13 protein-coding genes are annotated in these 13,915 nt (G+C 54.6%); 9 read left to right on the top strand and 4 right to left on the bottom strand.

From position 1 onward, the window contains the following. Positions 1-172 precede the first annotated feature (172 nt). Complete coding sequence (locus ACTU44_RS20655; RefSeq protein ID WP_462096255.1) at positions 173-796, bottom strand: DUF721 domain-containing protein; 624 nt, start codon at positions 794-796, stop codon at positions 173-175. Between the two features lie 70 nt (positions 797-866). Here ACTU44_RS20655 and mutY point away from each other — a divergent pair, with 70 nt between their 5' ends. Next, entirely contained in the window at positions 867-1,940 is a 1,074-nt protein-coding gene (gene mutY / locus ACTU44_RS20660; RefSeq protein WP_462096256.1) for an A/G-specific adenine glycosylase, read from the top strand. Positions 1,941-2,024: 84 nt separating this feature from the next. Here mutY and ACTU44_RS20665 read toward each other — a convergent pair whose 3' ends face one another. Together ACTU44_RS20665 and ACTU44_RS20670 are read right to left on the bottom strand one after the other, a co-directional pair. Then, positions 2,025-2,234 carry a hypothetical protein gene (locus ACTU44_RS20665; protein WP_114097120.1) on the bottom strand — a complete coding sequence of 70 codons (210 nt, stop codon included), beginning with the start codon at positions 2,232-2,234 and terminating at the stop codon, positions 2,025-2,027. Between the two features lie 140 nt (positions 2,235-2,374). Continuing rightward, complete coding sequence (locus ACTU44_RS20670; protein ID WP_114097119.1) at positions 2,375-3,475, bottom strand: site-specific DNA-methyltransferase; 1,101 nt, start codon at positions 3,473-3,475, stop codon at positions 2,375-2,377. A 509-nt stretch (positions 3,476-3,984) separates the two neighbouring features. Here ACTU44_RS20670 and ACTU44_RS20675 point away from each other — a divergent pair. From ACTU44_RS20675 to ACTU44_RS20710, 8 genes are all read left to right on the top strand, one after another. Next, positions 3,985-4,989, top strand: a complete 1,005-nt coding sequence (locus ACTU44_RS20675) for a BMP family protein (protein ID WP_114097117.1) — start codon at positions 3,985-3,987, stop codon at positions 4,987-4,989. A gap of 230 nt (positions 4,990-5,219) precedes the next feature. Beyond that, positions 5,220-6,818 (top strand): ABC transporter ATP-binding protein, encoded by a 1,599-nt coding sequence (locus ACTU44_RS20680; RefSeq protein WP_462096257.1) that lies wholly within the window; start codon positions 5,220-5,222, stop codon positions 6,816-6,818. Continuing rightward, positions 6,815-7,882, top strand: a complete 1,068-nt coding sequence (locus ACTU44_RS20685; protein WP_114097115.1) for an ABC transporter permease — start codon at positions 6,815-6,817, stop codon at positions 7,880-7,882. Before ACTU44_RS20680 ends, ACTU44_RS20685 begins: the two co-directional genes overlap by 4 nt. An 11-nt stretch (positions 7,883-7,893) precedes the next feature. Next, entirely contained in the window at positions 7,894-8,835 is a 942-nt protein-coding gene (locus ACTU44_RS20690) for an ABC transporter permease (RefSeq protein WP_114097114.1), read from the top strand. Positions 8,836-8,888: 53 nt separating this feature from the next. Continuing rightward, positions 8,889-10,187: an amidohydrolase family protein gene (locus ACTU44_RS20695; RefSeq protein ID WP_462096258.1), complete on the top strand. Its 1,299-nt coding sequence runs from the start codon at positions 8,889-8,891 to the stop codon at positions 10,185-10,187. Positions 10,188-10,224: 37 nt separating this feature from the next. Further along, entirely contained in the window at positions 10,225-10,830 is a 606-nt protein-coding gene (locus ACTU44_RS20700; RefSeq protein WP_114097112.1) for a flavin reductase family protein, read from the top strand. A 166-nt stretch (positions 10,831-10,996) separates the two neighbouring features. After that, positions 10,997-12,298: an esterase-like activity of phytase family protein gene (locus ACTU44_RS20705; protein ID WP_336083028.1), complete on the top strand. Its 1,302-nt coding sequence runs from the start codon at positions 10,997-10,999 to the stop codon at positions 12,296-12,298. A gap of 94 nt (positions 12,299-12,392) precedes the next feature. After that, the gene (locus ACTU44_RS20710; RefSeq protein WP_462096259.1) at positions 12,393-13,367 is read left to right on the top strand and encodes an SAM-dependent methyltransferase; all 975 of its coding nucleotides are present in this window, start codon (positions 12,393-12,395) and stop codon (positions 13,365-13,367) included. Here ACTU44_RS20710 and ACTU44_RS20715 read toward each other — a convergent pair. Beyond that, on the bottom strand, positions 13,358-13,768 hold the full coding sequence (locus ACTU44_RS20715; RefSeq protein WP_462096260.1) for a GFA family protein: 411 nt from the start codon (positions 13,766-13,768) through the stop codon (positions 13,358-13,360). The genes ACTU44_RS20710 and ACTU44_RS20715 overlap by 10 nt on opposite strands. Positions 13,769-13,915: the final 147 nt, after the last annotated feature.

The following is a 13,915-nucleotide window of genomic DNA, read 5'->3' on the forward strand; positions in this document are numbered from 1 at the left end:
AACTGCTATTGCACCAACGAGTCGCCAAGCTGCCGGGAAAATGCGGCAAGACCGTGTTCGTTCATTTCAGGAAACTGATTCGATAATCACCCCCCAAAACAGGTGGCAATCAACGTCCGTCAGCAACACCAAAACACCGTGATTTGACGGACTTGCCCATATCCCCGGGGGACTATTTTTTGCCAGTGCCCGGCTTTGCAGCACCGTTGGCACCGGCGATGTGACGCCCCAGTCGGGTCAGGACTTCGCGCAGATGCGGGTCTTCGATCTTGTCGATATTGATCTGGCTGGCTTGGGTGATGTCGCCTTCGGGCACAATAGTCGGACGGTGAACGGTGCGTTCAGGACGGGAAATATCGCCCTGCATCATCTTGATCCGGTCAACCGCCCGATACCCGAAATAGGTATTCACCCGATCAATGATCTGGGGCATCCGGTGTTGCAGCTCGATTGCGACAGGTCCGGTTACGCGGATGACAAGCGTCCCGCCCCCGGCATTTTCGCCGCGTGGCGGGGAATATTTCACCGGCATCGTGAATTGTTCAAGATCACGTCCGACGATTTCCGCCCAATGCAGGATGATTTCCGTCTGGAAAAAGCCGCGCTTGCGCACCAGTGGACGCGTCAGGTTGCCAACCAAAGGGGCAACATTGCGCAAGCCCATCCGGCGTTCAGAACTGCCCATCGGGGTAATTTTCTGGCGCTTTTTGACCGCGTTTTTGGCGTCAACCGACGAGGGTGCCTGATCCATCGCAGCAGCAGTTTTCGTACCAGTCATATCTTTTTGCTTGCTCACGCCCGGTTCTTTCGTAGGGTCGGTCTGACTTTACCCGTAAATCGTAATCACAACATAACACGGGAACGCCGTGCATTTCACCACTGACGATATCGCCCGCCTCGGTCAGACCATGCTTGAATGGTATGACCGACATCACCGCACATTACCGTGGCGCTCGGAACCGGGCGAAACGCCTAATCCCTATCACGTCTGGCTCAGCGAAATCATGCTGCAACAAACCACGGTACAAACCGTCGGTCCGTATTTCGCGGCCTTTCTGAAACGCTGGCCGACTGTGACCGATCTTGCCAGTGCCGAACTTGATGACGTGCTTCATGCCTGGCAAGGCCTAGGATATTACGCACGAGCGCGCAATCTGCACAAATGCGCCAAAGTGGTCGCTAGCGACCATGCTGGCATTTTCCCCGATACCGAGGAAGGATTGCTGAAACTGCCCGGCATTGGTCCCTATACCGCCTGCGCGGTCGCAGCCATTGCCTTTAACCGGCATGCAAGTCCGGTGGATGGCAATATCGAACGGGTGATTTCACGCCTGTTTGCACTTGAAACGCCACTTCCTGACGTCAAACCGGAAATCAAGGAAAAGTCGGCAGCCCTGACACCGGCCAACCGGCCCGGTGACTATGCCCAGGCCCTGATGGATCTGGGCGCAACAGTCTGCACGCCGCGCAATCCGGCTTGCGGCATCTGTCCCTGGCAGGCTGATTGCGAAGGCCGCAAATCGGGCATCGCACCAGATCTTCCGAAGAAACGGAAGAAGGAAGCCAAGCCGACCCGTGTCGGATATGCCTTCTGGATCCGGCGCGAGGATGATGGACGTATTCTGATACGCCGCCGCCCCGAAACGGGACTGCTGGGCGGCCTTTATGAAGTACCGGGAAGTGACTGGCGCGCAATCGAAACCCCCGATGACGTCATGTTGTCCGAAGCACCGATCTCGGCAAAATGGTCCGAACTTGACGGAACGGTCGGGCATACCTTTACCCACTTCCATCTCAATGTCAGTGTTCTTGCGACCACCGTTCCCGCCGATCAGGCAGACCGGATGAATGGCAGTTGGACCACCATTGACGGACTGGCCGATTTTGCCTTACCGACAATCATGAAGAAAATTGTCCGCCACGCCCTGAAATACCGCTAAAACAGCGTTGACGTATTGCCCGCACGTGAAAGGGCCCGTGATTGCTCACGGGCCCTTTTTGTTTTTAACCTTGCTACGGTGCGATCAGGCGTAAATATCGATTACCTGTCCACGTCCCCCGGTCGGGGCCGGCGCTGCCTGCTGCGAGGTTTCTGTTTCTGCTGTTTGCTCAACCCGCTGTGTCGGCGGCGAATTCAGGTCATTGTTGCCCGCTTCAGCAATCGGGGCGGTTGCCTGCTGAATCTGAACCGGGTTGGGTGCGTATCCTGCACCGCCTACTGCGCCTGCTTGCATGGCCTACTCCATCTATCCTTGCGGATAATATTTGGTCTGCAAGTCATAGCAAGTTTTTGGGCAAAAAGCAAAAGCCGGTGCAATTTTTCAATCGCACCGGCCTATGGGCATCAATGATTTAATCGGTTTTCCGATCAGAATCAGGCGGGGACCTGACCCATTTCCTTGCGCAGCTGGCTGCGCAAATTATCGATCGAAACCAGACGTCCGTCACACTTGTAATGCCAATAAGTCCAACCATTACAAGCCTGTGCGCCCTGGACATGTGCGCCGATCTGATGGATCGAACCGGCATTGTCCTTGTGGCTGATCGAGCCATCGGCACGGACCATCGCAGCCACATTGCCACGGTTGTCATAGATTTTGTCGCCCGGCGACAGCAGGCCGCGTTCGATTACCGCACCGAACGGAATCCGCGGCAAAGAGCGTTTCGATTCGGTCAGTTCAAGGCTGTCGCCATCAAGCATCTGGACCTTGGCAATCCGATCGCGCGCGGCTTCGGCATAGGTTTCTTCGCGCTCAAGCCCGATGAAGTGACGGCCCAGACGACGTGCCGCAGCACCGGTCGTGCCCGTCCCGAAGAACGGGTCAAGAACCACATCCCCCTGACGGGTGGTTGCCATCAGCACGCGCTGAAGAAGGGCTTCGGGTTTCTGGGTCGGGTGGACCTTTTTACCCTTTTCATCCTTGAGACGTTCCGAACCCGAGCAAATCGGCATCAGCCAGTCAGAACGCATCTGAAGGCCTTCATTCAGCTGTTTCATCGCTTCATAATTGAAGGTGATGGCTTTCTGCTCTTCGCTTTTCGAACACCACAGAAGCGTTTCATGCGCATTGCAGAAACGTTTGCCGCGGAAATTCGGCATCGGGTTGGTTTTGCGCCAGACAATGTCGTTGAGGATCCAGTAACCGATGTCCTGGAGCATGTTACCAACGCGGTAAATGTTGTGATACGAACCGATCACCCAGATCGCGCCGGTATCCTTCAACACCCGGCGCGCAGCCGTCAGCCAGTCGCGGGTGAATTCGTCATAATGGCGGAAACTGTCAAACTGGTCCCAATGGTCGTCAACAGCGTCGACCTTGGAGTTGTTCGGACGCAGCAGATCGCCGCCAAGCTGAAGGTTATAGGGCGGATCGGCAAAAATCAGATCAACCGATTTTTCCGGCAAGCTGTTCATCAGCTCGATGCAATCGCCGACCAGAACCTGATCAAGTGGTAAAGTTGCTTTTTTAGTCATGATGCCTTCTAGGTTCCCCCTTGAAATCTTGAGGAAAGCATCAACCGAAATAGTTAATGAAAGGGTTAACCAGCTTCGAAATTTTTCTTTGGCGACTCCGAAATTTTTCAAGGATTCGCATTGTGTTAGAAAGTGGGTGATCTGTTTAGACAATCTTAACCGGTCTACTCCAAAAACCGGAAGATTTTGGGTCGGCAATCCACCCCGCCCCCAATTGCCCGATCACGCGGTCAGACCGGCCGGACTCCGCAGGGCTGCTTTCTGTTTGATCCCCCGAATGTCACACATCAAAAGCGCAAAATCACCTTTTGGGTGAATAAACAATAACTTATACACGCCAAAAGCCGGTTTTATTACGCCAAAGATCCGGTTTTCCGGGTAAAATAACAAAAACTGACCATTTGGACAGAACACCCTTTGCCTCATTTCTGATCGTGTATACAATCTGCCCACAATCTATGCACAAAAGTTGAACTTCGCATAACGGCAATAACCTTCAGGGGGACAAAATGAAGTCAGGCACTTTTAGCCTTTCCCGCCGTGCATTGCTTTCGGCCATGGCGGCCGCAGCAGCAGTGGTTTCCTTTGGCTTTGGCACGCCCGCACAGGCCGACCCGCTTAAAGTTTCGGCCATTTACACCGTTCCGGTCGAACAGCAATGGGTTTCGCGCATTCACAAGGCGCTGAATGCAGCCAAGGAACGTGGCGATATTTCCTATGAGTTTTCTGAAAACGTCGCCAATACCGACTATGAGCGCGTCATGCGCGAATATGCCGAAAACGGATCTGACCTGATTGTTGGTGAAGTCTTTGGCGTTGAACGCGCAGCCCGCAAGGTTGCTGCTGATTATCCGAAAACGGCCTTCCTGATGGGATCAAGCTTTGCCCCGGATGGCGACAATTTCTCGGTCTTTGACAACTTCATTCACGAACCGAGCTATCTTGTCGGCATGGCTGCCGGTGCGGCGACCAAATCGAACAAAATCGGCATGGTTGGCGGTTTTGCCATCCCGGAAGTCAACCGCCTGATGCATGCCTTCATGGAAGGTGCAAAATCGGTCAATCCGGATGTTGAATTCATGGTGACCTTCATCAACAGCTGGTACGACCCGCCCAAGGCCAAGGAAGCATCCTTCGCGATGATCGACAAGGGTGCGGACGTCATGTATGCGGAACGTTTCGGCGTATCTGATGCGGCCAAGGAACGCGGCATTCTGGCAGTTGGCAACGTGATCGACACGGCTGCTGATTATCCGGGCACCATTCTTGGTTCGGCGCTCTGGCACATGGAAGCAACCATTGATCACGCCATCGAAGCGGTCAAAGCTGGCAACTTCAAAGCCGAAGATTACGGCAAGTTCAGCTACATGGAATTTGGCGGCGGCAGCGTTGTTCTTGATGCAAGCCTCCTTCCGGAAGGCACTGTTGCCAAGGTCGAAGCCAAACAGGCTGAAATCCTTGGTGGCAAGTTCACCGTCACCGTGAATGACGAAGAACCGAAATCTTCGATGTAAGATTTGCTTAAAATGCGGGGGCAGTTCGGTGTAGAAGCCGGACTGCCCTTTGCCGTTTGACCCTGTTTCCCGGGTTTGAACCAATCGGGGCCGTCACCGCACCCCATCATGCCTGTGCTGTAAATCCGATGCAGACATCTTGTCGCCAAGCTTGCTCTTTGCGTTCGGGTCCCGCACCATCGGCACTTCGCCCTACAGCGTGACGCATAAAAACAAAACGGATTACCCGGATGTCATCTGCTGCGCAAACATCACCTGAAATATCCCAAGACCTGCTGCTTGCGCTTGCAGGCATTACCAAAAGATTTGGCCCGCTTATCGCCAATGACGCCATCGACCTGACGGTCCACAAGGGCGAAATTGTTGCCTTGCTTGGCGAAAATGGCGCGGGCAAGACCACGCTCATGAACATCCTGTTCGGTCACTATGTCGCAGACGAAGGCACCGTCACGGTTGCTGCGCGCGATGGAAACCTTGAACAGCTTGAACCGGGTGCCCCGCAGGCTGCCCTTGATGCCGGGATCGGCATGGTTCATCAGCATTTCACCCTGGCCGAAAACCTGACCGGTCTTGATAACATCGTTCTTGGCACCGAGCCGATTTTCCGGCTGCGCCGCGACCGCACCAAGGCACGCGCCAAACTGGCCGAATTGATGGCCGGTTCGGGCCTTAATGTTGACCTTGATCAGCCGGTTCACAAGCTGACCGTTGGTGAAAAGCAGCGCGTTGAGATCCTTAAGGCGCTTTATCGCGACGCACGACTTCTGGTTCTTGATGAACCAACTGCGGTTCTGACCCCGCAAGAAGCCGACAGCCTGTTTGCCATCCTGCGCAAACTGGCCCAGAACGGGCTGGCTGTCATCATTATCGCCCACAAACTGGCTGAAGTTCTGGCCGTATCGCACCGTATTGCTGTTCTGCGCGGCGGTAAAAAGGTCGGTGAAATGATGACAAGCGATGCTGATCATCGCTCGATTGCTGAACTGATGGTTGGTCGTGAAGTTCCAGTCAGCCGCCGCGTCGCGCGCGAGCCGGGCAAACCAGTCATTACGCTAACCGATATCACGATTGATCGCGGGGATTCACGGCGGTCGCTTCATGGCGTTTCCATCATGGCCCGCGAAGGGGAAATTCTCGGGATTGCCGGCGTCTCGGGCAATGGGCAGGCTGCCCTTGCGCAACTGATTGCGGGCCTTGATAAACCCGATCAGGGTTCGGTCGAGATTTTCGGTGAAAAGGTCGAAAAATTCGACGCCCACAAATTTGCGCAAAACGGCATCGCCCGCATCCCCGAAGACCGCCATCATGATGGCATCGTCGGATCGATGACGGTGGCTGAAAACATCGCCATCGAAGATGTCCGTAATGCCGGTTACCAGAAATTCGGCTTCCTTGATTTCGATGCTATTCGCAAACGCGCTGAACACGCGATCAAGGATTATGATGTCCGCTGTCCCGGCCCGGATGCGCCAGCGCGCCTTTTGTCGGGCGGTAATATCCAGAAACTTATTCTGGCGCGTGTTCTGGAAAAATCACCCAAACTTATTCTGGCCAATCAGCCGTCGCGTGGCCTTGACGTTGGCGCGCAATCCGAAGTCCATCGCCGCCTGCTTGAAGCGCGTCAGAATGGTTCTGCCGTAATTCTGATTTCCGAAGATCTTGATGAACTTCTGACCATTTCAGATCAGATTGCCGTTATCCATGCCGGTCACGTCACACCGGCAATGGCAACCGACACCATTGATCGATCCGAACTGGGATTGATGATGGCCGGCCAAAAGAAAGTCCGTCATGCCTCTACCAACGCACATTCGGGAGAAACGGCATGATCCGCTTTGAACCCCGCACCAATCCAGGCCCGGTTCTGACCTATGGCGTGCCGGTCATTGCAGCTGCCATTGCCATTTTGCTTGCCGCCATCCCGCTTGCCCTTGCCGATGCCCCGATTATCAAGGCCTATGGTCTTATGATCACGGGTGCCTATGGTTCGGTTTTCTCGATTTCGGAAATGCTGACACGCGCAACGCCCCTGATCCTGACGGGCCTTGCTGCTGCCATCGCATTTCGCGCCAAGCTTTGGAATATCGGTGCTGAAGGACAGCTTTACATGGGGGCCATGGCCGCTGTTGCCATCGGATCGGGTGCGATTGATGGCCCAAGCTGGGTCATGATCCCGATTATCATGATTGCCGGTGCAGTTGCCGGTGCGCTGATGCTGATCGGGCCGACATTGATGAAAACCCGTCTGGGTGTGGATGAAGTCGTCACCACGCTGCTTTTGAACTTCATCGTTCTCCTGTTTGTGCAAATGATGCTTGAAGGCGCGCTTAAAGATCCGATGTCGATGGGCTGGCCGCAGTCCGAACCGATCATTGACAGTGCCGTGTTCCCGCCACTTCTGGAACGGATGCGTGTTCATTTGGGTCTGATCATTGCACTGATTTCGGCGATTGCGCTTGCGATCTTTGTCAAACGCACCGTCTGGGGGTTTGAAATCCGCGCCGTGGGTGAAAACGCCGCCGCCGCCAGATTTGCAGGCATCTCTGTCACCAAAACCATGATCCTTGTTGCCGCCCTTTCGGGGGGGCTGGCCGGACTTGCAGGTGTTGCCGAAGTTGCCGGAACGCGTGGGTATCTCGCAACCGATCTTTCGCCCGGATATGGCTATGCCGGAATTGTGGTTGCCATGCTTGCCCGTTTGTCGCCGGTTGGCGTCATTGCATCGGCGCTGTTTGTGGCTTCGGTCTTTGTCGGTGCTGATTCCATGAGCCGTGCCATTGGCGTTTCAAGCTATCTCGCGGATCTGATCGTCGCGATGGCGTTGCTTTGTGTTTTGATTGGCGGCTTCTTGACCCGGTTTACGGTTCATTTTGATCGCAAGACGGCCGGTTAAGGGGAAAAGACATGGAAATCATTGATATTCTTCTTGCCGCCAGCTTCTGGGAAGCCGCCATTCGTATCGCGACCCCGCTGATATTCGGGGTTCTGGGCGCACTTGTGTGCGAACGCGCCGGGGTTCTTAACCTTGGCATCGAGGGTATTTTTACCGCCGGTGCCATGGCGGGCTGGATGGCGGTATGGCTAGGTGCCGGACTTTGGGGCGGCGTTCTTGTCGCAGCCCTTGCCGGGGGTTTCTTTGGCCTGATCCATGCGATCCTGACTGTGCCATTGGGCCTTAGCCAACACGTATCAGGCATCGGGGTGACGTTGCTTGCGACCAGTTTGTCATATTTCACCTATCGCACGGCATTGCCCGATGTCTCGTCCCCGCCGCGCATCGAACCGTTCCGGCCGCTTGATATTCCGTTCCTGTCAGACTTGCCTTTCATCGGCCAGGCGCTGTTTTCGCAAACCGCAATGACGATGCTGGCCCTTGTTCTGGTGTTTGTCACCGGCTGGGTTCTGTATCGCACCCCGCTGGGTCTTGCCATCCGTGCAGTTGGCGACAATCCGTCCTCGGTCGAGGCACAGGGACTTTCGGTTTATGGTTTGCGCATCGGCGCCGTTGTTGTTGGATCATCGCTGATGGCCTTGGGCGGGGCTTTCCTGACCATGTCGGCCTTTGACGCTTTCTTCTTTGGCATGATCAATGGCCGTGGCTGGGTTTGCATTGCGCTGACCGTCTTTGCAAGCTGGCGCCCCGGAAAGGCATTGATCGGCGCCCTGTTGTTCGGGGCCTTTGATGCGTTTCAGGTTCGCCTGCAAACCGAAGTCGGGGCATTCCTGCCCTCACAGGTCTTCCTGATGATGCCCTATATCCTGTCGATCATCGCCCTGATTGTTGTTGCCCGTAAGGCCGATTACCCCAAGGCACTTCTGGTGCCATGGTTCAAGGGCCAGCGTTAAGTATCACTTCCAAACGTCTCTGATTTTGCGACCACCACACCAAGGATGACGCCATGCAAGCCGATCTGATTTTGAAAAATGCCAATATCGCCAATGGACAGGCGGGCGTTGATATCGCTTGTAGCAATGGAAAGATCGTCGAGATTGGCGAAAACCTGAACATCCCCGCGACCGAGGAAATCGATTGCGGCGGCATGCTGGTCAGCCCACCCTTTGTCGACAGTCACTTCCACATGGATGCGACCTTGTCCCTTGGTCTACCGCGCATGAATGAGTCGGGCACCCTGCTTGAAGGCATCGCCCTTTGGGGGGAGCTCAAACCACTTCTGACGCCGGAAGCCGTAATTGAACGTGCCCTTAAATATTGCGATCTCGCTGTGTCCAAGGGCCTGCTTGCAATCCGCAGTCACGTCGATGTTTGCGATGACCGTTTGCTGGCCGTTGATGCGTTGCTGGAAGTCAAGAAACAGGTCGCACCCTATATCGACCTGCAACTGGTTGCCTTCCCGCAGGATGGCTATTTCCGCAGTGCCACGGCCAAGGAAAACACCATTCGTGCGCTCGACAAGGGTGTCGATGTTGTTGGCGGTATTCCGCATTTCGAACGCACCATGGCCGATGGCGCGCAAAGCATCAAGGAGCTTTGCGAAATGGCTGCGAACCGCGGCCTGATGGTTGATATGCATTGCGATGAATCGGATGATCCGCTGTCGCGGCATATCGAAATGCTGACCTATGAGACCCAGCGTCTGGGTCTTCAGGGTCGCGTTGCCGGATCGCACCTGACATCCATGCACTCGATGGACAACTATTACGTCTCCAAGCTGATCGCCCTTATGGCCGAGGCCGAGGTTGCCGCCATCGCCAACCCGCTGATCAACATAACCCTTCAGGGCCGTCACGACACCTATCCGAAACGTCGCGGCATGACCCGTGTGCCGGAACTGCGCAAGGCGGGACTGACGGTTGCCTTTGGTCATGATTGCGTTATGGATCCTTGGTATTCGATGGGATCGGGCGACATGCTTGAAGTCGCATCGATGGGACTTCATGTTGCACAAATGACCTCACGTGATGATATCCGGGCCTGCTTTGACGCCGTAACGGTCGAACCTGCCAAAATAATGGGACTTGAAGGGTACGGGATCGAAATCGGTAACAATGCCGATTTTGTCATCCTCCAAGCCCGCGATACAATTGAAGCCATTCGCATGCGGGCAAACCGTCTGTTTGTCATTCGGCGCGGTAAAATCATTGCCGAAACCCCGATGACCCAGACCCGCCTGCATCTGGCTGATCGCCCGGACCATGTCCGCGAACATGAATACACCCCCGGTCAGCAATCAACCTGACCGGGCATTGATACATCACTACTGAACGGACGCTGCCATGTTCTATGAACCCGGAAAAACGCCACATAACCTGCCGCATGATCCGTTCAAGGCCTGTGTGGCGCCGCGTCCGATTGGCTGGGTTTCCACGCTGGATAAAAACGGGCGTCCGAACCTGGCGCCCTATTCGTTTTTCAATGCCGTGCATGGCAATCCGCCAATGGTGATGTTTTCATCCGGCGGATCCATCGACAGCCTCAGAAACGCGCGTGATACCGGAGAATTCGTTGTCGGTGTCGCTCCCAGGGCTATGCTGAAAGAGTTGAATTTCAGTTCGGCCCCGCTGCCGCCCGAAGAAGATGAATTTGAGTATGCCGGTCTGGAAAAGCTCCCCGCCAAATGCGTGAAACCATACCTGATCAAAGGCGTTCCGATCCATATGGAATGTGAAGTGTTCCAGATTGTCGACCTGCCCAGTTCCAATCCGGAACGTCCCTGTGCCATGGTGATCGGAACCGTAATCGGGCTGCATATTGATGACGCCATCATTCGCGATGGTATGGTCGATATCACCCTGTTTGAACCGCTCGCGCGGCTCGGTTATCAGGAATATGCCAGCGTATCGGAGACCTTTACGGTACGACGCGAAGATTTCTGGAAATAGAAAACCGTTAACCAAAAGATCGGTTTCATCAAAACGACGCCCAAGCGCAAACAAACTGTCACAGAGACTCTCTAATGTGATCAGGAACACAGTTCGCTCGAACATTTCCGGGCTTGAGCTGTGTCTTTTTTACATTTTTCAGATTTTTCTGTGGGGGAATCATTCCATGAAACGGACGTTTGCAGCGGGCGTCGCCGGCTTTGCAGCTTTGCTGCTTGCCAGCTCGGCAATGGCTGGAGAAGCCAAGGTTTTCGAAACCAAAAGTGCGATCAACAATCTTTCGACCGTGATGGTTGAGGGTGGCAAGGCCCGTGACCTGACCGTTGGGCTGGGATCTGGTGCCTATCGCCGTCCGGGCGACCCCGCCAATATGTTCTATGCGGTTTCCGACCGTGGTCCGAACTTCGTTTGCGGTGACGTTCAGGATGTCCTTGGTGTATCCGAAGACGTCGTCTGCAAAGGCAAGAAAGTCCGTATCTATCCGACCCCGGATTATTCCCCGTCGATCTACACCATTTTCCTCAATGGCGATGGCAGCTTTGACATCAAGGATGTCATCACCATCAAGGATCAGAAAGGCGTTCCACTGAGCGGCCTGACCAACAAGCTGACCGTTGCCAAAACCGAAAAACCGGTTGATGCCAACGGCAATGCGCTTGAACAGTCAGTATCCTCGATTGACGCCGAAGGCATCATTCGCCTTTCGGATGGCTCCTACTGGATTGGTGAAGAAAACGGTCCGTCCGTACTTCATGTTGCTGCCGATGGTACCGTGATCGAACGCATCGTTCCGGCCGGTTCGGAAAAAGACTTCGAAGGCGCTGCATACAAAATCACCGGCGGTCTTCCGGCAATTCTGGTTACCCGTCAGACCAACCGTGGCATTGAATCCATGGCGGTTTCCCCTGATGAAACCAAACTGTATTTCATGGTTCAGAACCCGCTGGCCAACCCGAATGCCGATGCCTACAAGGCGGCCAAGAACACCCGCCTGTTCGTTTATGACCGCGTAGCCCAGAAGCTTGCCGGTGAATATATCTATCAGCTTGATGATCCGCAGACCTTCCGTAACGATCCGTCCAAAAAGCAGAATGCCCCGCGCATTTCCGAAGTTCTTGCTCTTGGCAATGATCGTCTTCTGGTTCTCGAACGCACCGACAAAACCACCAAGCTTCACGAAGTCAAGCTGGATGGTGCAACCAATATCCTCGCATCGCGCTGGGATGACATGTCCACCAGCCCGACACTTGAACAGGAAAACGATCTTTCCAGAATTGATCTGGTTGCTGTTTCCAAAACCCTGCGTTTTGACAGTGCTGATTATCCGGAGGCACCAAACAAGCTCGAAGGGCTTGCCATCATGGGTGACGGCGCGCTTGCGATGATCAATGACAATGACTTTGGCATCAAGGGCGACCCGACCAAGGTGATCCTGATCGATGGTCTGGTTCAGGCCGATAAATTCTGATTTGCCTTTTCCCGGATTGGCACATCAAAGCAGGAAAGCTGTTATGCAGCTTTCCTGCTTTTTTATTGCCTGAAATGGGCGTAAAAGCAGGCCCATGATGACAAACACACAGACATTCGACACCCCGGACGGCATTACCGCCGTCATCGAGCCCATGGATGCAACCGGCTATCTCGCCCCTGTCGGGTTCGAGGAGCAGTTGTATAACGAACTGGGCGACGTCATTGAGCGCCACGACCGGTTGATGTTCGCACCCGGTCCCGAACGGCGTGTTTTCTGGGCACAGAATGTCTGGCGCAATCCGGTTCGGATCGCCATTCCGTCGATCAAGGGTGCTGCCAAAATCCTGAAATTCAATCAGCGTAACTGGGCCCTGTTCAAGTTCGATCATTTTTCCCGCGCCAAACTGATCGAGGGGCATTTGCCCCATGTATCGGCGAAGCGTCAGGTATTTGGTGAACCGGCCCCGACCGCACCGCTCGGGTCCTGGACCCTGATTGATCCTGATACGATCATCGCATCGGCAGATTGCTCAAGCCCCTGGAAAAACGGCGAAATCGAGTTTGAGGAAGACAAGGTTACCCCGCCAAACCGCGCCTATCTGAAACTGTGGGAAGCCTTTACCCGTCTTGGTGCCGCGCCGCAGGCCGGTGATCGTACCATGGATCTGGGTGGCAGCCCCGGCGGCTGGACATGGGTGCTTCATGAGTTCGGCACCGATGTCATTTCCATCGACAAGGCACGTCTTGACGCCAAGATCGCCAGTCTGCCCCGTGTTGATTTCCGACAGGAAAGCGCCTTTGGCCTCAATCCGGAAGAAATCGGCTATATCGACTGGCTGTGCTCGGATGTGATCTGCTATCCTGATCGCCTGTTTACACTGGTCAATCAGTGGATGGATGCAGGCATGGCGACCAACTTTATCTGCACCATCAAATTGCAGGGCGATACCGATTATTCGGCCATCACCCAGTTTGCCGATATCCCCGGATCAAAGGTCGTGCATCTCTATAACAACAAGCACGAACTGACCTGGATGAAGGTGCCGGGCGTTACCGATCAGGATTGATCCAGCTGCCTGATCGTAGGATCAATCGGATAGTAATCGCCTTTATCGGCACAGAAAATCTGCCCGGCTGTCCTGATTCCTCCGGTCTGGTCAAGGGTGCCGGGCATGACCGCCATATGCTCGGTACGCACAGGACGCCAGAACAGCCCGGTCCCGCATTCCTTGCAGAAGCCCCGGTCCGTCTTTTCAGACAGACGATACCAGCGTAATCCGTCATCACGCACCAGTTCGAGATCCTGCCGATCAAACCGCGCATAGGAACTGACATGACCGTGCAGCTTGCGACACAGATTGCAATGACACATCACGGTATCATTGATCGCTCCGTTGATTTCAAATCGAACCGAACCGCAATAACAACCGCCTTGATAGGTCGGTTTCTGTGTAGAATTTTGGGCCACCCTGACCTCCCTGACCGGTGATGTGTGGTTCATCTTAATCTGTCTTGCCTTGCCCAAATTGCAAGCACAGCCGCAAACACGACCATCCGGACACCTGTTCAGCACGAATTCATCACACCATTTCAGACAAATATGTTTGAGATTGCC

This window comes from Thalassospira sp. SM2505 (genome assembly GCF_054901115.1).

Excerpts from the sequence above, each read along its gene's own strand:
- ACTU44_RS20665 (WP_114097120.1), bottom strand. The coding sequence starts at position 2,234 with ATGCAAGCAGGCGCAGTAGGCGGTGCAGGATACGCACCCAACCCGGTT.
- ACTU44_RS20690 (WP_114097114.1), top strand. The coding sequence starts at position 7,894 with ATGGAAATCATTGATATTCTTCTTGCCGCCAGCTTCTGGGAAGCCGCC.
- ACTU44_RS20685 (WP_114097115.1), top strand. The coding sequence starts at position 6,815 with ATGATCCGCTTTGAACCCCGCACCAATCCAGGCCCGGTTCTGACCTAT.
- ACTU44_RS20680 (WP_462096257.1), top strand. The coding sequence starts at position 5,220 with ATGTCATCTGCTGCGCAAACATCACCTGAAATATCCCAAGACCTGCTG.
- ACTU44_RS20670 (WP_114097119.1), bottom strand. The coding sequence starts at position 3,475 with ATGACTAAAAAAGCAACTTTACCACTTGATCAGGTTCTGGTCGGCGAT.
- ACTU44_RS20700 (WP_114097112.1), top strand. The coding sequence starts at position 10,225 with ATGTTCTATGAACCCGGAAAAACGCCACATAACCTGCCGCATGATCCG.
- ACTU44_RS20705 (WP_336083028.1), top strand. The coding sequence starts at position 10,997 with ATGAAACGGACGTTTGCAGCGGGCGTCGCCGGCTTTGCAGCTTTGCTG.
- ACTU44_RS20710 (WP_462096259.1), top strand. The coding sequence starts at position 12,393 with ATGATGACAAACACACAGACATTCGACACCCCGGACGGCATTACCGCC.
- ACTU44_RS20675 (WP_114097117.1), top strand. The coding sequence starts at position 3,985 with ATGAAGTCAGGCACTTTTAGCCTTTCCCGCCGTGCATTGCTTTCGGCC.
- ACTU44_RS20695 (WP_462096258.1), top strand. The coding sequence starts at position 8,889 with ATGCAAGCCGATCTGATTTTGAAAAATGCCAATATCGCCAATGGACAG.